Origin of the sequence: Sulfurimonas aquatica, from assembly GCF_017357825.1 — a bacterium.
Taxonomy (GTDB): Bacteria; Campylobacterota; Campylobacteria; order Campylobacterales; family Sulfurimonadaceae; genus Sulfurimonas; species Sulfurimonas aquatica.
In genome coordinates this window covers 408,250-429,712 of sequence record NZ_CP046072.1, presented here as the reverse complement: position 1 = coordinate 429,712, position 21,463 = coordinate 408,250, and the positions used below count along the sequence as shown (strand labels likewise).

At 33.0% G+C, this 21,463-nt stretch carries 20 protein-coding genes; 9 read left to right on the top strand and 11 right to left on the bottom strand.

What is annotated here, in order from left to right; genetic code table 11:
- Positions 1-2: 2 nt before the first annotated feature.
- From GJV85_RS02055 to GJV85_RS02025, 7 genes are read right to left on the bottom strand one after another with little or no spacing between them, the layout of a single operon-like run.
- Entirely contained in the window at positions 3-2,495 is a 2,493-nt protein-coding gene (locus GJV85_RS02055; RefSeq protein ID WP_207562219.1) for an NADH-quinone oxidoreductase subunit G, read from the bottom strand.
- Entirely contained in the window at positions 2,488-3,414 is a 927-nt protein-coding gene (locus GJV85_RS02050) for a hypothetical protein (protein ID WP_207562218.1), read from the bottom strand. The genes GJV85_RS02055 and GJV85_RS02050 overlap by 8 nt, the downstream gene beginning before the upstream one ends.
- 25 nt (positions 3,415-3,439) lie before the next feature.
- A complete protein-coding gene (locus tag GJV85_RS02045; RefSeq protein ID WP_207562217.1) occupies positions 3,440-3,661 on the bottom strand; it encodes an NADH-ubiquinone oxidoreductase subunit E family protein in 222 nt (73 codons plus the stop codon).
- Positions 3,661-4,902 carry an NADH dehydrogenase (quinone) subunit D gene (nuoD, locus tag GJV85_RS02040; protein ID WP_207562216.1) on the bottom strand — a complete coding sequence of 414 codons (1,242 nt, stop codon included), beginning with the start codon at positions 4,900-4,902 and terminating at the stop codon, positions 3,661-3,663. Before nuoD ends, GJV85_RS02045 begins: the two co-directional genes overlap by 1 nt.
- Before the next feature lie 12 nt (positions 4,903-4,914).
- Positions 4,915-5,721, bottom strand: coding sequence for an NADH-quinone oxidoreductase subunit C (locus tag GJV85_RS02035; protein WP_207562215.1), 807 nt, complete (start codon positions 5,719-5,721; stop codon positions 4,915-4,917).
- Entirely contained in the window at positions 5,722-6,231 is a 510-nt protein-coding gene (locus GJV85_RS02030; RefSeq protein WP_207562214.1) for a NuoB/complex I 20 kDa subunit family protein, read from the bottom strand.
- On the bottom strand, positions 6,213-6,602 hold the full coding sequence (locus GJV85_RS02025; RefSeq protein ID WP_207562213.1) for an NAD(P)H-quinone oxidoreductase subunit 3: 390 nt from the start codon (positions 6,600-6,602) through the stop codon (positions 6,213-6,215). The genes GJV85_RS02030 and GJV85_RS02025 overlap by 19 nt, the downstream gene beginning before the upstream one ends.
- A 367-nt stretch (positions 6,603-6,969) precedes the next feature.
- On the opposite strand from GJV85_RS02025, the gene GJV85_RS02020 reads away from it, so the two are divergent.
- A complete protein-coding gene (locus tag GJV85_RS02020; RefSeq protein ID WP_207562212.1) occupies positions 6,970-7,371 on the top strand; it encodes a hypothetical protein in 402 nt (133 codons plus the stop codon).
- On the opposite strand, the gene GJV85_RS02015 is transcribed toward GJV85_RS02020, so the two are convergent.
- Genes GJV85_RS02015 through GJV85_RS02000 form a run of 4 tightly spaced genes read right to left on the bottom strand, consistent with a single transcriptional unit; the run spans position 7,372 to position 11,765 of the window.
- The gene (locus tag GJV85_RS02015; RefSeq protein WP_207562211.1) at positions 7,372-9,108 is read right to left on the bottom strand and encodes an ATP-binding protein; all 1,737 of its coding nucleotides are present in this window, start codon (positions 9,106-9,108) and stop codon (positions 7,372-7,374) included.
- A gap of 8 nt (positions 9,109-9,116) precedes the next feature.
- Positions 9,117-10,361 (bottom strand): OmpP1/FadL family transporter, encoded by a 1,245-nt coding sequence (locus tag GJV85_RS02010; RefSeq protein WP_207562210.1) that lies wholly within the window; start codon positions 10,359-10,361, stop codon positions 9,117-9,119.
- 47 nt (positions 10,362-10,408) lie between these two features.
- Positions 10,409-11,299 carry a deoxyribonuclease IV gene (nfo, locus tag GJV85_RS02005; protein ID WP_207562209.1) on the bottom strand — a complete coding sequence of 297 codons (891 nt, stop codon included), beginning with the start codon at positions 11,297-11,299 and terminating at the stop codon, positions 10,409-10,411.
- Complete coding sequence (locus GJV85_RS02000) at positions 11,289-11,765, bottom strand: hypothetical protein (protein WP_207562208.1); 477 nt, start codon at positions 11,763-11,765, stop codon at positions 11,289-11,291. The genes nfo and GJV85_RS02000 overlap by 11 nt, the downstream gene beginning before the upstream one ends.
- Positions 11,766-11,974: 209 nt before the next feature.
- On the opposite strand from GJV85_RS02000, the gene rfbA reads away from it, so the two are divergent.
- Genes rfbA through GJV85_RS01960 form a run of 8 tightly spaced genes read left to right on the top strand, consistent with a single transcriptional unit; the run spans position 11,975 to position 21,449 of the window.
- Positions 11,975-12,859 (top strand): glucose-1-phosphate thymidylyltransferase RfbA, encoded by an 885-nt coding sequence (rfbA, locus tag GJV85_RS01995; protein ID WP_207562207.1) that lies wholly within the window; start codon positions 11,975-11,977, stop codon positions 12,857-12,859.
- A complete protein-coding gene (gene rfbC, locus GJV85_RS01990) occupies positions 12,860-13,438 on the top strand; it encodes a dTDP-4-dehydrorhamnose 3,5-epimerase (protein WP_207562206.1) in 579 nt (192 codons plus the stop codon).
- A complete protein-coding gene (gene rfbD / locus GJV85_RS01985; protein ID WP_207562205.1) occupies positions 13,431-14,297 on the top strand; it encodes a dTDP-4-dehydrorhamnose reductase in 867 nt (288 codons plus the stop codon). Before rfbC ends, rfbD begins: the two co-directional genes overlap by 8 nt.
- Positions 14,298-14,299: 2 nt before the next feature.
- On the top strand, positions 14,300-15,367 hold the full coding sequence (gene rfbB / locus GJV85_RS01980) for a dTDP-glucose 4,6-dehydratase (protein WP_207562204.1): 1,068 nt from the start codon (positions 14,300-14,302) through the stop codon (positions 15,365-15,367).
- Positions 15,364-16,173: an ABC transporter permease gene (locus tag GJV85_RS01975; RefSeq protein ID WP_255550559.1), complete on the top strand. Its 810-nt coding sequence runs from the start codon at positions 15,364-15,366 to the stop codon at positions 16,171-16,173. Before rfbB ends, GJV85_RS01975 begins: the two co-directional genes overlap by 4 nt.
- Entirely contained in the window at positions 16,173-17,453 is a 1,281-nt protein-coding gene (locus tag GJV85_RS01970; RefSeq protein WP_207562203.1) for an ABC transporter ATP-binding protein, read from the top strand. Before GJV85_RS01975 ends, GJV85_RS01970 begins: the two co-directional genes overlap by 1 nt.
- A complete protein-coding gene (locus GJV85_RS01965; RefSeq protein WP_207562202.1) occupies positions 17,440-20,223 on the top strand; it encodes a glycosyltransferase in 2,784 nt (927 codons plus the stop codon). The genes GJV85_RS01970 and GJV85_RS01965 overlap by 14 nt, the downstream gene beginning before the upstream one ends.
- The gene (locus GJV85_RS01960; RefSeq protein ID WP_207562201.1) at positions 20,223-21,449 is read left to right on the top strand and encodes a glycosyltransferase; all 1,227 of its coding nucleotides are present in this window, start codon (positions 20,223-20,225) and stop codon (positions 21,447-21,449) included. Before GJV85_RS01965 ends, GJV85_RS01960 begins: the two co-directional genes overlap by 1 nt.
- Positions 21,450-21,463 lie beyond the last annotated feature (14 nt).

The following is a 21,463-nucleotide window of genomic DNA, read 5'->3' as shown; positions in this document are numbered from 1 at the left end:
TATTACACCTTTTGTATTGAAGCTGAGTTAAAGCGATAATCACTAAACAGAGTTTCAGAGTTTAATTTACTACTATCAAATGTCGGTACTAAAGCAATCTCACCTGCTATTTTATTATCACTAATTATAGTTGTAATAACTTCCCCATTTCCAGTTTTAATCTTCACGCTATCTCCTGAATTAAATTCAGAATTTTTTAACGATGCTTCACTCATGTACAGTCCAGCTTCTTCACGAAGTTGTGTTGTCTTATTTGTAAATTCACTAAACTGTCTAACTGGATTAGCCATATAAACAATAGTGCCATCTATAGATAGTGACTCATCAATCTTCGTAACACTTTCATCTGCCGATAAAGTCGCTGGTAATGATTCCAATTCATATCCACGTATCTCTTCGCCTGCATTAGTGTAGTGATTTGGTAACGAATCAAACTCAACTGTTGAGAAACCTTTTTCAGTTGGTAATTCTTTTGTATATGAAACTGTTAATTCTTTATTTAATTCAAGTGCGTTAGCAATATCATTTAATTCATATCCACCATATCCAAGTGCTGCATTCGTAGGATTTACACGTTTATTCACTGATGTAAGAGTTCCCTCTTGCTGGTTAATAGCTGGCATATCCATATCTCCATCACCTAATGCAGAAATAGTGAAATCAGCCTTAGTGTTGTAACCAATAGCATAACTTCCAGCTTCATCAGATAACTCATTTATAAGCGCCACGCCTAACGTATTTGTTAATGTTGGAATCATTACAAGTTCAAATTCTGAATATTTTTCAATTAATGCAAGCAAACGAGCTAAGTTTTTTGAGTTTGGATGATTATACAAATCTGGACCAGCGATTAATGAAAAAGAGTCTTTTTTCTTTAAGAACTTCTCTAAAGTTTCTGCAAAATCATCGCCAAGACCTAACATAGTAGCGAGTCTATTATCATCTACTTCAACATCTTTACTTACTTTTTTAGGAACCATTTTAGATTTTTCCACTTCAACTTCTTCTTCTTCACCAGTCTCTTCATTTACTTTCATCTCTTTAACGATTTCAACTACTTTTTCTTTAATAGTTTCAGTAACCGTTACAGTTTTAGTAGAGTGAAATGACGCTAGGTAATCAACAATGTCAGTTGGCAATTTTTCTTTATCCGCAAAAAGGTCAAGTATTAGATAAAGTGCTGTCTCTTCCTGAAGTGGCTTATGGTTAATACTAAGAAGATTTTTACTCATATCGTCTACTATTGGATCTTTAACTGGGTGAAAATATAACGCAGCGCCTTTGTTAACCGTTAAAGAGTTATTAAGGGCGTATCTTGCATTAGGATTGTCACTTTTAATAGCTGTTCCAACACTTACTATAAAGTTAGTATTTGCTACGTCTTGAAGAGTAGTTCCATAAAGGGATTTTCCACTTACTTCTGAGTAATCTTTTAAGAAAGTTTGAAAAGATTTAGCTTCATTATTTACAAGCTTATACCCATATTTATCTTTTAGCTTCTCTAGAATAAGTGCTTCTTCATTTGTAATAGTTGAAGTAAACTTAATTGTATCAGCCTTTTTAAACGCTTCAACCGTAGCATTAAACTTAGCCTCATCTTTTACAACATCAGCATTTTGATAATCAAAACCATAACGTCCCGCTCCACATAAAGATACATAGTTCCACTCATTCATAACGCGATAAATCTTGTCCTCTGAATTTTCTATGCTCGTATGCTTAACATCATATGAAATTTGACAACCTGCTGAACAGTGCCCACAAGTGGCTGGCACTTGACTTAACTCCCATGCATTTGATGTGTACATAAACTCTGTGTTTACAAGCGCTCCAACTGGACAAACAGCAGCACACTCTCCACAAGACGTACAGTCTAAATCATCTGTACCATTTGTTAAACCGATTACAGATTTGTTAAGTTTATTCCACATTGCATATGCATCTTTAGGCATAGTCTCTTTAAACTCAGCGTTAAGTGGATCACCACCGCGAGCTATAGTTTTAAGTGAATTATCGCCTATCATGTCCTTACAAGTAGTTACACAACGCTCACATACAATACAAAGACCTGGATCATAGTGTAAGTGGCCCCAATCATGAGAGCTTCTGTCAACGTCTTTAACTGTATAGCTTTGAGAATCAACACCTATTTCAAGTGTATAATTTTGAAGTTCACATTCACCAGACTGATCACAAACACCACACTGAAGAGGATGATTTACGTCATAGACTTCCATGATGGCACGGCGTTCTTTCTCAATAGCCTCTGTGGTAGTCGTAATGTTCATACCATCTTTAGCTTTTGCGTTACATGCGTATACTTGTTTACCATCAGCTTCTACAAGACATATACGACAAGCTAGCGTTGGACTACATCTTGTTATATAACATATGGCAGGAATGTAGATATCGTTTGCACGAGCTGCGTTGAGTACAAACTCACCCTCTTGCGTCTGTATTTCTTTACCGTCGATATTTATATTAATTTTACTCATTGTTACTCTCACTATTTGGATTAATTTTGTTTATTTCAGATCTCTCAAACTTATATCTTCTTGTGTCCACAGCAATGTCGAATGTAGGATTCAATGCAATCGTTCCTTTTAATTCATTTTCAATTTTAAATTCTCTATTGATAGTTAATCCAGCAAATGAAATTGAAATAAAATCTCCATCAGAGATTTTAGCCGCTCTAGCAAACTGCTCCGAACCACGTAAACGACTGTCGCTATCTTCAAGTCTGTTTATATTATAGATCACAGTTCCATTAAATTCAGGCAACTCTTCAACCTTCTCTAATTCGCCATCAACCTCGCTAAGAGAGGATAAACTAATTTCATTTCTCTCATCAGGAATTACAAGTAAAGAAAATTCCGAGTTATTCTCAATCAAGGCGCATAGCTTTGCAATATTCTCCGCTCTGTCATGTGCCATTACGTCGTTACCTATGATAATTATTTTACTCTTAGAGTTTTCAAAGAGTTGAATCATCCCTTCAAACTCTTCTTCGCCTATATTGCTTTCTGCTTCAAGGTTTCCTAAATCTAAATCATTTAAAAATGCTCTTTTATCTTCAGGTAAAACACTATTTTCTAATATATAATTGGCAAACAATGCTATAACGCCCTCTTCCGAACCAGCTTCATATTTCATAAACTGAGTAGCTATGCCTTGCATAGATACATCTTCAATAGGATGCGCATACAAAATTTTTGCATAGTTCTTTTCTGAGGCTATTTTTAAAGAATCATACAATTCTGGACTTTCAGATGAAATTCTTGTACCCAATACAATAATTGCATCTGACTCTTTTACTTTGTCTAAGGAGCCTCTATAGTCTTTTCTAGCACTTATTGAACTATATGCATTCATAAATCTTTGAAATAATTCTAAATCTAAATTTTTTGAACTCATTAGTGCATCCATTTATTTTATATACCTATTTCTTAACTACGATAGTCCAATCGACTTCGTTAAACTTTAAAGAGTTCATTAACTCATAGCCAGCCTCTTTAACGAGATCTGCACTTCTTTGAACCGTAGTAAAATCACCAATTTCAAAAAGAAATATCGCTACTTCTTTTGCTTTATGCTCGTTTAAAATCTCTTTCATACGAGGTTCAAACTCATTTTTTAAATGTCTTAAATCATAACGTTTCATTATCTATCAACCTCACCAAATACGATATTTGTTGTACCAATTATAGAGACAACGTCTGGAATATAGTGACCAGGAAGAAGGTCAGTCAATATTCCCGTGTGCCAAAAAGATGGAGCGCGAAGTTTTAATCTATATGGATATGGTCCACCTTGAGAGTTAATATAAAAACCAAGTTCACCTTTTGGAGACTCAGTCGGAATATAGACTTCACCTACTGGTGGTCTCATACCTTGCGTTACAAGTACAAAGTGCTGCATTAAAGAGTAGTTTTGAGTCATAATATCTAACTTTGGAGCTGAAATATATTTTGGAGAATGAGCCATAAGCTCAGTCTGATTGTTTTTGACAGTCTCTTCATACATATCTATTGTTTGATAAAGAATCTTTGCAGACTCTCTCATCTCTTCCATGTAGATACGATAACGTGCGAAGTTGTCGCCTTTGTCCGAATATGGCACGTTAAACTCAACTTCATCATATAGCTCATATGGCTCTTCTTTACGAATATCCCATGCGAAACCAGATGCCCTAAGCATTGGTCCAGTACAGCCCCAAGATAGCGCCATCTCTTTAGAAATTGTTCCAACTTCTTCCATTCTCATTAACCAAATACGGTTAGTGTCAAGAAGGTCCTCATAATCTTTGATATTTTGAGGCAACTTATCTAAAAACGTTTTTAGTTGAGAGATAAAAGTATCTTGAATATCTAAAGGAACTCCACCTATACGAATAGCAGCATGCGTTAAACGCGCACCACAGTAGCCCTCTATAATATCCATTAAATATTCACGCTCACGGAATGCATAAAGGAAAACTGTCATCGCGCCAATATCCAGTGCCGTTGTAGCTAACCAGAAAAGGTGAGACATTAAACGATTAATTTCTAAAAGCATCATGCGAATAACTTTTGCGCGACGAGGCACTTCTACATCGATTAGCTTTTCAACTGCAAGCGCAAAGCCATAATTATTTGAAGATGAAGCTATATAGTCCATACGGTCAGTTGTAGGCATAAACTCATTGTATATCATGTTCTCAGCCATCTTCTCCATACCGCGGTGAAGATATCCAATATCTGGATGAGCTTTTACTATTTGTTCTTGTTGTAAGTGAAGCATTAAACGCAACTGTCCATGAGCAGATGGGTGCTGTGGACCAAAGTTTAGTACTAACTCATTATCGTCTCTATCAAAAGTAATATTTTCAAAAAACGGTGTTAATCTATTTTTTACCTGTGCCATATTTCTACCACCCTATCTTTGTGGATCATCAACAATAACTGATGATTCTTTATCGTATTTTTTAATTAAGAAAACGCCACCATCTTCTTGGTAAGCTTTCTCAGATTTAGGCTCATCACCTGTAATTTTAGTTCCCTTAGGTACTTCATAACCAAGGCGTGCAAAACGTTCAGAGTCATAGCGATCTACTTTTGCAGTATCACGGATTTCTGGACCTATTACATCTCTTGCTTCTTTACCGTAGATCTTATCTACTTCATACCATGCTGCAAACTCATCACCCTCTAATGGATAAGTTTTAAGAAGTGGATTCCCTTGCCAATCATATGGCATAAGGATTCTTTTCATAAATGGATGATTGTTTGCTTCAATACCGAACATATCAAACATTTCGCGTTCAGACCAATCAGCTGAGCGGAAAAGTTTTTCAACGCTATCAACAGCCTGGCCATTTGTAATAAAATACTTAATGCGAATACGCTTGCGTTTATTCATACTTAACATCTGATAAAAGATTTCAAAAGTGTTATCTTTTGCTAACCAGTCAATAGCGGACATCTCTGAAAGTTGCGTATATTCCAACTCATCTCTCATAAACTCAAGCAGACTATATATATCATTAGCGTTGATATATACAACCATTTGCTTTACTTGAATATATGCTTCTTTAACTTCAAACTTCGCTTTAATCGCCGCTAAGTCCTGTGCGAAAACTTCATCACTCTCTACTTCTTGCTTAGGCACTTGTGGCGCTACGTAATATCTATCTGTATAGTAAGCTTTTGCTTGTACATCATCTTTAGGTGTATAGGCTCTCATTTACATTAACCTTTTAGCTTTTTGTGCATTTCCAGCTTTGTTTGCACGAATTTTTTTCTGAAGTAACATGACGCCATACTGGAGTGTTTCAGGACGGGGTGCACAACCTGGAAGATATAAGTCAACAGGAATAACTCTATCACAACCTTGAACAGTTGCATAAGTGTTAAACATACCACCTGTATTTGCACATGAACCCATAGATATCACCCATCTAGGTTCTGTCATCTGATCATATAAACGCTTAATAAATTCAGCATGTTTTTTAGTTAGCGTTCCAGCAACGATCATAACATCCGCTTGACGAGGAGATGCACGAAAGATAGTTCCATAACGGTCAAAGTCAAAGCGAGAAGCACCTGAAGCCATCATCTCAATACCACAACAAGCAAGACCATAAGTCAATGCCCATAGTGAGTTTGAACGACCCCAGTTTACAATCTTATCAATACTTGTAAGTGCAACTGGCAATCCACCATCTTGTGTATAGTTTACTTTATGTTGTGCCATTCTAGGGCTCCTTTTTTCCATGCATATACAAAACCGATTGTTAATAATAATATAAACATTAACATCTCAGCAAAACCGAACCAACCCAATAATTTGAAGTCAACTGCCCAAGGGAACATAAATACGATCTCTACATCAAACAGTAGAAACAAAAGTGCAAAGAGGTAAAACTGTGGTGATATTCTGTTTGCCTGTCTTGTTACTTCCGGTCCACACTCATAAACAGAGAGTTTAATTTTTTCGCTATCTTTTGCCGCTAGTGCACGACTCGCTAAACGAGCGATGGTCGTTGTCATCGTAAATGCACCAAATGTTAAAACAAAAAGTACAAATACCCCAAAATACGGATTTGAAGTCACTATATGTTCCATATACCTACCTTTAAAATTAAAAGCCATACTTATAAAAAATATAACCCTTGAAAATATTTGTTTTCCAATACTCTAAAACACCTATACATATGGATAATATGCACTTTTAGTATAGGAAAAAACAGTTACTGCACTATATCAAAAAGAGTATTAAATAAAAGTTATTAGATCTTTAACTCTTATTTAACTGTCACAATTTGCTACATTGTAAATTTTAGGAGCTAAAACAAGTGTGTAAAATAGTAATATGTTATATTATTAGAGATAGGTTTTAAGCTTATTAAAATACATTAATTTTTAACTAATCACTAAAATATCACTAAAGAGTGCTATAATAATTCATGACAAAAAGCGAGGAGATTTGATTATGGCAGATGACAATTCTATTGAATACAAAATTGAGCAAAAAAATAGAACTTACTATGATTTTATCTCTCGCAAAGAGCATCAAAAAAAGCATCAAAAACCTAAAGGACCTCGTTCTTTTGCAAAACAAGAGTTAAGTTTAAAAGATATTACACTTGCACCTGAAGGTTGGGAAGGGACTATGTTTACAGTCTATGCTGTTAGTATCCCTTATATTTTTGGTTATCTATTTCTAACATACTTTATAGCCGGTGGAAACTTCAAAAATAGTGTTTTTGCAGATACTGATTCATTTTTAATAGTCTGGCTCATAGGCTATGAAATTGTCGCAGGATTGGCAATGATATGGATAACCGTTCTTTTTTTCACATATGATGAAAAAAAGAGTAAACATAGATATTAGTTATTTATTTAAAAAGCCCATAGACTTTTCACTATCAAAATTTGCATCTTTTTCTCTATTTATTTCATCAATAAAGTCTTTTATCTTAAATACTGGTTTCTCTTTAACTGCAACCTTATATGCTGTGTTTTTAACTATAAGATTTATCTGTCCACCTGTTAAACTATAAGTAGCCAACTCTTTAGAGTCAAAACCTTTTTCATAAGGGGCATCAACTGGTAGCATTAGCTCCCAAAGTCTCTCTCTTTGTAATTTATCCGGCTTTTTAAATTCTATCTTATAGTTAAAACGTCTTGAAAATGCTTTATCTATATTTTCAAGTAAATTTGTAGTGGCTATAAGCATTCCACGAAAATTTTCGATCTGCTCTAAAAAAATATTTTGCATCTGATTATGCATCTGATCGGCACCGGTTATAGTTCCACTACTTCTAGCTCCTAAAAATTGATCTGCTTCATTTAAAAGTAGTATAGGTTCTGTTTTTGTCTTTTCACTTAGCTCGTAAAAAGTGTCAAATATTTTACGAACATTTTTCTCACTCTCACCTACATACATAGATAAAATCTTAGAACAATCAAATGCAAGTACTTGGCGTTTAAGAGACTTGGCTAAAGAGTAGGCTGTCATCGTTTTACCCGTTCCAGCTGCTCCATAAAATATTATACGAGCATCAATGCCACTCTTTTTATCTTTGATACCCCACTTCACTAAACGCGAGACTACTTCTTTATCAACTTGACGCATTAGATTATGAAGCGTCTCTTCTGTTTTTTCATTTAACACAACATCTTCTAAAGAACTATCACTATCTACAAGTTCAAATATGTCCTGTTCTTCTATTAGAGCATTTAGTTTCAGTCGAGTTACTTTTTTTGTTTTTTGAGGATGTATAATACTTTGAAGCACCTCATCCACAATATAAAATGCACGACTTATACCACCAAATGGGTTTAGCATCTCTTCATAATCTATAATATCATTACTCAGAAGGTTTGAGCCATCTTCTAAAAGTGAGCGATTTTTAATACGTTCATAATCATCCAAGGATATCAAATCTATAAGAGAATTCATCTCTCTTAAACTTGCATCAGTTGAACTATACTCCTCACGAAGGAGTGCAATAAAAATCACTTGATCAAGATTAGTCATCTTTTTTTGCTTAAAAAACTTATCTAAAACAAGATTCTCTGATGTTTGAGCAACTCTCTCAGCTATTCTAGTTTCAAGTAGTTGCAGTTTTTTTTGTACTCTATCTATCCCTAGGGAATGTTCATGAACATTTTGTCGAATAGTGCTCATTTTCTGATAAAGTTCAATTCTAAAAAATTGATCTTGAAGATACTCTAAGTGATCTGAATAAGGCTTAACATCAGGTAAATCATATTCTAACGTTCCCTCTTGCAATAGTCTTAAAAAAGATGGTGTTAAGCCAACTGCTGTATTTAAAAGCTCTAAAGGAGTAACATCTGATATTTTCATTGGGGTAAAGCTTTGTTGATGTATCCAACCAAGTTCTAGTAGGTTTTTAAGTTCACTTAAATGATCTAAGTATGCATAATCATCAATGCTAAAAAGTTCTTGAAGAAGATCTAAGACAAGAACATCATCTTGTCCAGTCATATACTGTTTGGCTAAATACTGAAGCATCATAGCCTCAGTATTATTACATTTTAAATGTACAAAAATATCAGATTTTTCAATCTTTTTTTCTGAGAGAAAATTAATTAAATTTTTCAAAAAAATCCTTAAAATTTATACCCAACACCAGCAGAAATTAATATTACATTTGAATCAGTAAACTTACCATCTATGCTATTATTTTTAACAACTCTGTCCTCTTTCATTGAGTATAAAGCTCCAAAAGCTACATCCATTTTCTCATTTACATCATAGCGAGCACCAAGTGACACAGATATAGAATCACTTCCAGGAGTCTCAAATCCTAAAGTCTCTTCTGGCACTGGCGTCTCATCAATCACTAATCCAGCCATTAAAGTTGCAGAATCCAACTCTTGAGTTAAACCTAAACGAAATGTATTGGTATCGTTCCAGTTTTTAGATCGTGATGTTCCAAAGACTGCTTCTGCTGTTGGATTAGTATAATCAAAATTTATATTTTCATATGCAGACCAGCGAGCATGTTCATATACAAGCTCAACCGTTGTGTCACTAGGTAAAGTATATGCTATTGCAGCTGCAAATGTAGCTGGAAGAGGTACTGTGATTGAAGCATCATATGTACCATTCATTACTGGAGTAATAGTAGCAGGAGGCGTAAACTGTGTATAAACAAGGTTAGCACTACCTTCTTCTGTTAGGTTAACTTGTGAACGATATGTAAGTCCAATTTCTATATCTGCATTTGGCTTATATGCTAATGCTAAGTTATATCCAAAATCTAAAGAATCTCCAGACATATCTTGTGAAATAGGAACAAGTGCGTTTGAAGATGGAGTAGCTTTAACAACACCTTCTGAGTGAACTATTCTAAAACCTACCCCAAGAGCAAGTTTTTCATTTACCTTAAATGCTGCAGTAGGGTTTACTTCAACTATTCTAAGGGTAAACTCTTCAGCAGACTTCTTAGCTGGATCCTCTTTCCATCTTCTAGTAAGTCCACCTGGAACAACAATACTCAGACCGACTTTTGCATTCCCAATAGTTGGTGATACATAATGTAAAGATGGAATAAGAAAAGTTTCATTCTCAGAACTGATGTTATGACCCGTTGTTGTTCCTGTCTGATCAGTATATGAACCTTCATAATTAGTAGAACTAATGCCTACATACATTAAATCCACTTCCATATGATGCTTTTCAGACATAAAAATCATATTTGCTGGATTATCATAAGCTGCATCAGCACTCTTGGTGTGAGCAATATTCGCCCCACCTAATGCTACCGAGTTTGTTGAAGTCTCTGGAATTTTATACCCACCAGCCATTAAAACCGAGCTTGCAGCTATAGACACTAAAACTATTTTTTTCATATTTTTTATCCTTATTATGTTTTTAAGTAATACTACACTATTGTTTCTTAATCCACAAAACTATATAAAAGTTCTATCTCTTCTTTCCAAATAGTCTCATCAATTGTTTCCAACACTAATGGTATATCATTCATTCTCTCATCATTCATGATAAATCTAAATGCATCTAGCCCTATTTCACCTTTTCCAAGTGAGTGGTGTCTATCTACATGAGAGCCTAGTGGTGGCTTAGAGTCGTTTATATGCATTCCCATTAGGTACTTAAAACCTACTATTTTTTCAAACTCCGCCCATGTTTTGTCATATACGTCACGAGTTCTAATGTCATATCCTGCTGTAAACATATGACAAGTGTCTATACAAACGCCAATGCGAGATTTGTCTTCTACTTTATCTATAATATGCGCTAAATGCTCAAAACGCCATCCAAGGTTACTCCCTTGTCCAGCAGTGTTTTCTAAAACCGCGCTAACGCCGTGCGTTTTATCTAGCGCTATGTTTATCGACTCCGCTATAACGTCTAAACAAACGTCTTCTATAGGTTTCATTATTTCAATGTTTTCTTTATCTGACTTTTTAACCTTTGCTAAATGGCTACCAGGATGAAAGTTCAAACGGTCTAGTCCAAGTTGTTCACAACGCTGCAGTTCATCTATGAAAGCAGTTCTTGATTTTTCCAGTTTTTCAACTTCAGGATGTCCTAGATTTATAAGATACGAATCATGGGGCAGTATATGTTTAGGAAGTATGCCGCTAGCGTCTAACATACTTTTAAATTTATCTATAGTTTCAGCGTCCAAATCTTTTGCAACCCATTGGCGTTGGTTTTTAGTAAATAGCGCAAACGCTTTTGCGCCTATAGCCTCTGCGTTAGTTATTGCGTTATAAACGCCACCACTTGCCGAGCAGTGCGCTCCTACAAATTTATTATTTTTCATTATTCACCTTTTTTATTTTGATTATTATGTTATTAGTTTTGTCTTTAAAAAATATCATCTTTGATGAGACTTCATACCTTATATCTACACTTTCATTTTTAATTGTTTGAGTAAAACTATTTTTTTTCTTATTCATATTTTTTGAATTATAAATAGCGCGACCTAAGAGTATGTTTTGGAGTAAATCATCTGGATATGATTCACATAAATACTCCTCGTTAAAACTACTCTTACTCATACAACCCTCATTCACACAAATAAGATGATTTATTTCTATCTTTTGAATAGGTTTACCAGCAATAAAAAGCTCTAACTCAACACTGTCATCGCTACTTCGCAAGTATCCTAGATCTGAGAATTTCAACTGAGGAGATTTAATTATAAAAATTTTACTCTCATTTAGTTTGTAGTTTTTAATACTACATGCATTAAAAATAAGTATAAATATAATTAGTAAATATTTCATATTTGAAATTATAGCGCTGAAAGTAAAGTAAGGACTTAAAATTAAACTTACAATTCACTTTCACAGGTTTAATCTTCAAATATTTTCATCAAAGCATATTGCTACATTCTTATAAATCAAATATTTTTCAGCAAAGACAATGCTAAAGTACACTATAATCTGTTTATATAAAACTAATTTAAATAACATAAATGGAGGCATTTAAATACATGAAAGGCATAATACTAGCAGGCGGAAGCGGCACTCGTTTATATCCAATAACCAAAGGTGTGAGTAAGCAGTTGGTTCCTATTTATGATAAGCCTATGATTTACTATCCGCTTTCTGTCTTAATGCTTTCAGGTATTACTGAAGTTCTTATAATTTCTACTCCTAAAGATCTTCCAAGGTTTGAAGAATTGTTAGGCGATGGCTCAGACATAGGTATGCAGTTCTCTTACGTTGTTCAGCCTTCACCGGACGGCTTAGCACAGGCTTTCATACTTGGAGAAGAATTTATAGGTAATGATGATGTATGTCTTGTTCTTGGCGACAATATTTTTTACGGTCATGGACTTACTCAACTTCTATCTAAATCAGTTAAAAATGCAAAGGCTGAAAATAAAGCTACAGTATTTGGTTACTATGTAAAAGATCCTGAACGTTATGGAGTTGCAGAGTTTGATAAAGAAGGTAATGTAACTTCAATAGAAGAAAAACCTACAAATCCTAAATCTAACTATGCAGTTATAGGTCTCTACTTCTATCCTAACGACGTAGTAAAAAAAGCTAAAGACGTTAAACCAAGCAACAGAGGTGAGTTAGAAATAACTACTCTTAATCAAGATTACCTAGCTGAGCAGAGACTTAAAGTTGAACTTATGGGTAGAGGTTATGCATGGCTAGATACAGGAACTCACGAGTCACTTCTAGAAGCATCACAGTTCATCCAAACAATTGAAAACCGTCAATCTCTTAAAGTAGCATGTCTTGAAGAGATAGCTTTTGAGATGGGCTATATATCTAAAGAAAAACTCATAGAACTAGCTCAGCCACTCAAGAAGAATCAATATGGTCAGTACCTACTCTCTCGTGCTGAGCAAGGTAAACTGTAAGTGAATTTTCTAAGAGCCAACATACCAGATGTAGTCATATGTGAGCCAACCATTCATGGTGATGAACGCGGTTACTTTGTAGAAACTTTTAGAGCCGATAAATTAGAATCATTCTTAGGTTATAAAATAAACTTCCGCCAAGACAACGAATCTAAGTCTTCTCGTGGTGTTTTAAGAGGTTTACATTACCAACTAGCTCCAGCTGCTCAAACTAAATTAGTCAGAGTTATTCAAGGTCGTGTTCTTGATATTGCAGTAGACATCAGAAAAGGCTCACTAACATTTGGTAAACATGTGGCAGTAGAATTAAGTGCTGAGAATAAAAAACAGATGTTAGTTCCAAGAGGATTCGCTCATGGTTTCGTAGTGCTTGAAGATGATACTATCTTCGCTTACAAGGTAGATAACTATTACTCTCCAGAAAATGATAGAGGAATATTATTTAATGATAATGACCTAAATATAGATTGGCAAGTTCCGCCAAGCGAATTGAACCTATCTGCTAAAGACAAGGTTCAACCTAAACTATCTCAGACTAATGATTTATTTGAATATGGAATGAACTACTATAATGACTAATATACTAGTTACAGGCTCAAACGGTCAATTAGGTTCAGAGATAAGAGGGATATCATCCAACTATGAGTACAACTTCTTTTTTACAGATAGAAGCAGACTAGACATTACAAACTTTAGTGAAGTTAAAAACTTCATCGATATAAACAACATAAACGCCATTATAAACTGTGCCGCATATACAGCTGTAGATAAAGCGGAAGAAGATGAACTGAATGCAGACAAGATAAATCATTTAGCTGTAAAATATCTAGCAGAATTAGCAAAAGAAAAAAACATCAAACTAGTCCATATATCAACCGACTATGTCTTTAATGGTGAGAACTTCAAGCCATATGTTGAAGATGACACGACAAACCCTAATGGAGTCTATGGCACGACTAAATTTACTGGTGAAAAAGCTATGAATAATATTAATCCTTTAAACTCTATCATCATTAGAACTTCATGGGTCTACTCTTCATTCGGAGCTAATTTTGTGAAGACAATGTTGAGGCTTGGTAAAGACAAAGACTCTCTTGGAGTTATATTTGACCAAGTTGGAACACCAACTTATGCAAAAGATTTAGCAAAAGTAATTTTAGATATAATTCCAAATATTAATAATCAACAAGTAGAAACATATCACTACTCAAACGAAGGAGTACTTAGCTGGTACGACTTTGCTAAAGAGATAATGAAAATTGCTAAGATAGAGTGTAAGGTTAATCCTATAGAGTCAAAGGAATACCCAACACCCGTAAAAAGGCCTCACTATAGCCTACTTAACAAATCAAAGATAAAAAAAGAATTTAACATTACTATCCCCTACTGGAAAGATAGTTTGTATGAGTGTTTAACAGTTATGGGAGAAAAAAAATAATAATGCAACAGAAAAACATCTTAGTAACAGGCTGTGCAGGTTTCATAGGAAGCAACTTCGTACCCTACTTTTTAGAGAAGTATCCAGAGTATAATGTAATCAATCTAGACCTATTAACATATGCAGGTGACTTAGCTAACCTAAGTGAGTGTGAGAACAACCCTAAGTATAAATTCATCAAAGGCGATATTTGTAATCGTGAACTAGTAGAGTTTATATTTAACGAGTATGACATTAATGGCGTTATTCACTTTGCTGCTGAATCTCATGTTGACAACTCTATTAAAAACCCAGGTGTGTTCATAGAGACAAATGTAAACGGCACTTTCACTCTACTTGATGTTGCTCAGAAATACTGGATGGATAAACCATTCAATTACAAAGAGAACTACAAAGGATGTAGGTTTCACCACATCTCAACAGATGAAGTATACGGAACTCTAAACGAAACTGACCTCTTTACTGAAGAGACGCCATATGCACCTAACTCTCCATACTCAGCTTCTAAAGCATCTAGCGATATGATAGTAAGGTCTTACCAAGAGACATACGGAATGAATACAGTTATAACTAACTGTTCAAATAACTATGGTCCTAAACAACATAATGAAAAACTAATACCAACTATTATCCGCAAAGCACTTAGCGGTGAAGCTATTCCTATCTATGGTGATGGTAAGAACATAAGAGATTGGTTATACGTACTTGATCACTGTAAAGGTATAGATTTAGTTTACCATACAGGCAAAGAAGCTAATGTATATAATATTGGTGGAAGAAACGAGAGAACTAATCTTCAGATAGTAGACTCTATATGTACTATCCTAGATGAAAAAGTTCCACTCTCGTTATCCCCCGTCATTGCGAGCGAAGCAAAGCAATCCATTTCTTCATACAAAGAGCTCATAACTTTCGTAGAAGACAGAGCAGGACATGATAGACGTTATGCTATAGATGCAACAAAACTAGAAACACAACTTGGCTGGAAGGCTGATGAAGATTTTGACTCTGGGATAGTTAAGACTGTTGATTGGTATATGGATAAATATTCTATAGGCATAAACAATTGAACTTCTTAAGAACTTTTTACAGATTTTTAAAAGATATATTTAAAAATAAAAGATTATTACTAGATCTTGCAAAAAATGATTTCAAGTCAAGATATATGGCTAATTATTTAGGGATACTTTGGGCATTTATTCAGCCGGCTGCAATGATTGGTATATTTTGGTTTGTATTTCAAGTAGGTTTTAAAAGTATGCCCGTAGACAATTTTCCTTTTATTCTATGGCTGATGGCAGGAATGATTCCATGGTTTTTTATTGCTGAGAGTCTACAAACAGGTACAAATGCAATATTATCGAACAGTTTTTTAGTAAAAAAGATAGTATTTAGAGTCTCCTTGCTTCCCATAGTTCAAATTATATCTGCTCTAACTGTTCATCTATTTTTTATCTTGTTTTTATTTGGAATGTTTTTATACTATGGATACATGCCCACTATATATTGGTTACAGATACCCTACTATCTATTTTGTACGATAATTTTCGTATTGGGTATTTCATGGATGACAAGTTCTATAGTTGTGTTTTTTAAAGATTTAGGACAATTTATAACTATTATTATTCAATTTGGGTTTTGGTTAACTCCAATATTTTGGTCTATAAAAATATTACCAGAGAAATATCATCATCTAATTCAATACAACCCTGCTTTTTATATTATAGAGGGCTATAGAGATAGTCTCATTTACAATACATGGTTTTGGGAAAAGATTAATCTAAGTGTTCAATATTGGATTGTAACATTTGTATTTTTCTTTGCCGGTGCCGTTGTATTTAGAAAGCTTCGACCACACTTCGCGGATGTACTATAATGAGTAATACAGCAATAAAAGTAAACCACCTTACAAAAGTATATAAACTTTACAACAAACCAATAGACAGACTAAAAGAGTCTCTACATCCGCTAAAGAAACAGTACCACAAAGACTTCTATGCTCTTAACGATGTGAGTTTTGAGATAAAAAAAGGTGAAACAGTAGGGATAATAGGAAAAAATGGTGCAGGTAAATCTACACTACTTAAAATCATAACAGGAGTACTTACTCCCTCAAGTGGTCATGTATATGTAAACGGTCGTATAGCTTCTCTCCTTGAACTTGGAGCTGGATTTAATCCTGAATATACAGGGATAGAAAACATATATTTACAAGGTACACTTATGGGATATATGCATGATGAGATGGAATCTAAATTAGAAGCTATTTTAGATTTTGCAGATATTGGAGACTTTGTTTATCAGCCCGTGAAATCATATAGTAGTGGTATGTTTGCAAGACTTGCATTTGCTGTTGCTATAAATGTTGACCCTGATATTTTAATAGTGGATGAGGCTTTGAGTGTAGGAGATGCTGCATTTCAAAATAAATGCATAAGAAAGATGGAAGAAATTGGAGAAAAAGGCATAACTATTCTATTTGTAAGTCACGACACCCAAACGATAAACAAATTTTGTAGCAAAGTAGTATGGTTAAACAATGGAACAATAAAAGAACAAGGCAAACCGGAGTTTATTTTAGAAAACTATATGTCATTTATGTCTTATGGAATAGAGACACAAAGAAATGAAAATACTGCAGAAAAAGAAATAGTCAGACTAGATAGTTCTCAACTTAACTTAAAAAATATCAGTACACTAGACTCTTTTGGAGAAAAAAAAGCTCTTATAGAATCTATTGGTTTTTTTGATGAAAACAATATTTCTATCACAAACTTAAAACAAGCGACACAAGTAAAATTTATTTGTGAATTTGCTACATCCATTGATTTGCATAATGTAGGCATTGGTGTGCTTTTAAAAGATACTTTAAATAACGAAATTCTCACTTTTAATTCATATATGTATAGTTCTCCTCTCAAGTATGTCAAAAAAGAGACTAGAACTAGAGTAATAATTGAGTTTAAAGTACCAAAACTTAATCCAAAAGAGTATTTGGTGACAGTAGCATTATCTGAAGGTACTCAGCTAAATCATATACAACAACACTGGATTCATTCAGCTACTACCATAAATATTATATCGTGTGATTTTGTAGATACTTGTATATTCTCACTATATCCCAAGGAAATCGAGTATAAATATGAACAAATATGATTGTGATTTAAACTTAGAAGATAGAAATAGTATATCTGTGTTAGTAAAACGAGTAAAAGAAAACTCTACTGTTTTAGAATTTGGACCAGCAAATGGTCGAATGACAAAATATATGAAAGAACAGCTAGATTGTAAAGTATATGCTGTTGAAATAGACGAGAAAGCTGCGAAAGATGCATCACAATATACAGAAAAAATTATTGTAGATAGTATAGAAAACTACACTTGGGGGAAGGAATTTGAAAGCATAAAATTTGATTACATAATTTTCGCAGATGTATTGGAACATTTGTATTACCCTGAAAAAGTTTTAAATAGTGTAAAAGAATTTTTAAAAGGAGACGGCAGCATATTGATTTCTATACCAAATATAGCTCATAACTCTATTCTCATCAATCTTGTTAAAAATGAATTTAATTATAGTCCGACTGGACTATTAGATGACACTCATATACGATTTTTTACAAAAAAAACTTTTGATGATTTGATTGCGAAAACAGGATATTTTAGAACTTACGAAACAGCAATATTTTTAAATCCTGAAAATACAGAATTTAGAAATAGCTATACTGATTTACCAGAAGAATTCTCTGAATATCTTAAGAGATTATCATGGGGCGAGAGTTATCAGTATGTATATGAAATTAAAAAATACCATATGCCTTTGGTAAGTGATTTTTCTATTGAATATAAAACATATACGAAAAACTTTATTCAACTTTTCATAGACCAAAATAAAGGCATATCCGAAGAATCATCAATAAAACTTCCAGTAAATCAACCTAGTGAAATCCAAGAATTCACTTTCGATATATCAAACTATGAAAATATTACAAATTTACGACTTGACCCATTAAATGATAGCTGTGTTATAGAGATAGAAAAGTTAAGTATTATCAAGTTAGATGGTAGTGAAGTAAATGTGCTTCCTAAAATATCTGCGAATGATTGTACACATCATGATAAAAACTATTTTTTTGAATATCATGACCCGCAAATTTATTTTGAAGATCTGAGTAGTCAAGAGCTAAAAGGTACAATATCTTTAATGGCTAATATTAGATATTTACATATATCAAATGATGCTTTACAAGCATGTGTAAATGAAATAGCTATAGATAGGAATTTTATGATAAACCAATTAACTCAAGAACTTGAAAGCCAACGTCAAGAACTTGAAAGCCAACGTCAAGAACTTGAAAGCCAACATCAAGAGATTGAAAGAAAAGAACAAGAGAAAAACCAACAGATCCAACTAATGCAAAAGCATATCAAAGATTTAGAATTACATACAAAGAATTTACTTGCATTGGCAGAATATATGAGATTGAAAAATAGATTAAAAAGACTACTTCCAAGTGAAATTAGAAATAAGATAAAAATGTTTATTATAAAATATAAACGATCGCATTATTTAATGAAAAAAATTTACTCATATGTTAAGGTCAATGGATTATTATTTACAATTAAACAACTTTATAATAGTAGAATGTATAAAAGTAAAGCTGTTGTATTTCATACAAATGATGCAAGCATAAAGGATATTTCTATAGTCCACGATAAAGTATCTATTGTAATACCAACACATAATGGTTTACGTGATTTGACAAAATTAATTCCTCAACTTATTAATCAACAAGGTTTTCATGATATAGAAATTATTATAGTTGACTCCTCGAGTGAAGATGGGACAAAGGAGTTTATTAAGAATTTTTCAGACATTAAGTTTATCACCATAGAACAGAAAAACTTTTCACATTCTTATGCAAGAAACCTTGGCTTTGATACCTGCAGTGGTAAAGTAGTGCTTTTTATGGTTCAAGATGCCCTTCCCACATCAAACTTTTGGTTGCACTCTTTTGTTCATATTTTTAAAAAAACAAAATTAGTAGCTTTAAGTTGTAGTCAAATACCAAATGCAGAAGCCGATTTGTATACATGTTATGGATTAAAGCAGTTTAATGATTTTTTAGATATAAGTGAATCAAAAACAAAAATTACTGAAAAATATATAGATAATCCTACATATGCAAGAAAGTTGGCTCAACTTGATAATGTTTCTTGCTTAGTTGATGCCAATGTATTCAAGCAATATAAATTTAGAGGGAAATATGCTGAAGATTTAGATTTAGGGCTGAGACTTATTAAAGACAAACATAGAATAGGAATGACATCGGAAGTTTCCGTTCTCCATTCACATCTAAGACCTGCCTACTATTATATGAAAAGAGCTATGGTGGAAACAGAAGTTGTTAAAGATATGTTTGAAAAAAATACTGAAAAAATAAATTTAGATGATCAATTATCAGATATTTTAGTAACATCATTTGTGTTAGCATTTTTTTTAAATGAAATAAAAAATATTAATTCTCCTATATCTTTCAATAAATTCAAAGTTAGTATGTCAAATTCACTTGATAATTTATTAGGTCGAGAATATTTAAAAGATGAATATAGCCATGTTCATGAAGTTTTATATAAATATGATGCTAATATTATGAATGTTATAGATGTACTTTTTAAAAATAATATAGAATTGAAAAAAGGAGATTTGTTTTATTCTATGCATCATATTAATAGTGAAGCAATAAATTTTATTGAAAACAAGTATACTTTAATAGATGAAAAAATTATTTCAGAGTATATTTTATTTATGTTGAATACTTATGGAACATGGAGTGGTGTTCGTTTCGGTACAAATAAAAAAGAGTATTTAGAGAAATTTCCATTTTTAAATGGATTATTTGAAAAACTTGGGAAGGGTGTATAATGCATGTTTTATATTTAATACATCAGTTCTACCCTAACCACTATTCTGGAACAGAAAGAGTGATTTTTGGTACTGCATCGTATATGCAAAAACTCGGCTATAAAGTTACAGTTTTAACATATAGTTATGAACCAGATGAGGCATATCAACATAAAATGGATGAAATTTTATATAAAGAATATATTTTTGAAGGGCTTAGTGTTATAGCTGTAAAAAGTAATGATATAGCATATAATAATAGTTACTTCATTGAAAATGAAAGTTCTGTGCATAAGCATATAATTAAAAAAATTAATCCCGACATTATACATGTAGGTCATCTAATGTATATGAATGCATTCTTAAAAGCAGGAAAGAAGATTAATATCCCCTATGTTTTAAGTTTAACTGATTTTTGGTTTATTTGCCATAAAGCTCAAATGCTAGTTGACAATGGTGCTCTGTGCGATGGACCCAAAGAAGGGAAGCAGTGCCAAAAAATGTGTACTGGCCTTGAGAAAGAGTATTATGAAAAGCGATTTAAACAAGCAAGTCAAATATTAGAAGAATCATGTGCAAACATTGTCTCTTCAAAGTTTTTACATAACATGATGACACACTCTTTAGAAAGTTTTAAATCAATAAATATACCCTATGGATTGAATTTTTCATATCTAGATGTTAATAATAGCATTTATAACAATAATAGTAAAATAAACTTTCTGTATTCAGGAACTTTATCAAAACATAAAGGTATTGATACAGTTGTAAAAGCATTTAAAAGTTTAGAAAATCAAAACTTTATATTAAATATATATGGAGATGGGCCATTAAGAGAATATGTTATTGAAGAAATTAAAAATGAAAATAACATAAACTTTTTTGGTTCTTATTCTAAAGAAGATACTAAAAAACTGATTAAAGAAAATGATGTAGTATTGATTCCATCTGCTTGGTATGAAAATAATCCTATTATACTTCAAGAGATGATAGCAGCAAACTTACCTCCAGTTGTTTCAAATATTGGAAGTTTACCGGAAATGGTTGAAGATGAAAAAACAGGGTTTGTATTTAAAATGTCTAATGTTAATGATTTAAGGAAAGTTGTTGAGCAAATAATTGACAATCCAGTTAAATTAAACAAGATTAAAACAAATATGTACAAGAACTATCAAGTAATTACTATAGAACAACAATGTTTAGCATATCGTGATATATATTTGAATGCATTAGGGAAGAACAAGTGATTAAGGGTAATGGG

Coding starts and splice junctions, on each gene's coding strand:
- GJV85_RS02055 (WP_207562219.1), bottom strand. CDS start 2,495: ATGAGTAAAATTAATATAAATATCGACGGTAAAGAAATACAGACGCAA.
- GJV85_RS02050 (WP_207562218.1), bottom strand. CDS start 3,414: ATGAGTTCAAAAAATTTAGATTTAGAATTATTTCAAAGATTTATGAAT.
- GJV85_RS02045 (WP_207562217.1), bottom strand. CDS start 3,661: ATGAAACGTTATGATTTAAGACATTTAAAAAATGAGTTTGAACCTCGT.
- nuoD (WP_207562216.1), bottom strand. CDS start 4,902: ATGGCACAGGTAAAAAATAGATTAACACCGTTTTTTGAAAATATTACT.
- GJV85_RS02035 (WP_207562215.1), bottom strand. CDS start 5,721: ATGAGAGCCTATACACCTAAAGATGATGTACAAGCAAAAGCTTACTAT.
- GJV85_RS02030 (WP_207562214.1), bottom strand. CDS start 6,231: ATGGCACAACATAAAGTAAACTATACACAAGATGGTGGATTGCCAGTT.
- GJV85_RS02025 (WP_207562213.1), bottom strand. CDS start 6,602: ATGGAACATATAGTGACTTCAAATCCGTATTTTGGGGTATTTGTACTT.
- GJV85_RS02020 (WP_207562212.1), top strand. CDS start 6,970: ATGGCAGATGACAATTCTATTGAATACAAAATTGAGCAAAAAAATAGA.
- GJV85_RS02010 (WP_207562210.1), bottom strand. CDS start 10,361: ATGAAAAAAATAGTTTTAGTGTCTATAGCTGCAAGCTCGGTTTTAATG.
- nfo (WP_207562209.1), bottom strand. CDS start 11,299: ATGAAAAATAATAAATTTGTAGGAGCGCACTGCTCGGCAAGTGGTGGC.
- GJV85_RS02000 (WP_207562208.1), bottom strand. CDS start 11,765: ATGAAATATTTACTAATTATATTTATACTTATTTTTAATGCATGTAGT.
- rfbA (WP_207562207.1), top strand. CDS start 11,975: ATGAAAGGCATAATACTAGCAGGCGGAAGCGGCACTCGTTTATATCCA.
- rfbD (WP_207562205.1), top strand. CDS start 13,431: ATGACTAATATACTAGTTACAGGCTCAAACGGTCAATTAGGTTCAGAG.
- rfbB (WP_207562204.1), top strand. CDS start 14,300: ATGCAACAGAAAAACATCTTAGTAACAGGCTGTGCAGGTTTCATAGGA.
- GJV85_RS01970 (WP_207562203.1), top strand. CDS start 16,173: ATGAGTAATACAGCAATAAAAGTAAACCACCTTACAAAAGTATATAAA.
- GJV85_RS01965 (WP_207562202.1), top strand. CDS start 17,440: ATGAACAAATATGATTGTGATTTAAACTTAGAAGATAGAAATAGTATA.
- GJV85_RS01960 (WP_207562201.1), top strand. CDS start 20,223: ATGCATGTTTTATATTTAATACATCAGTTCTACCCTAACCACTATTCT.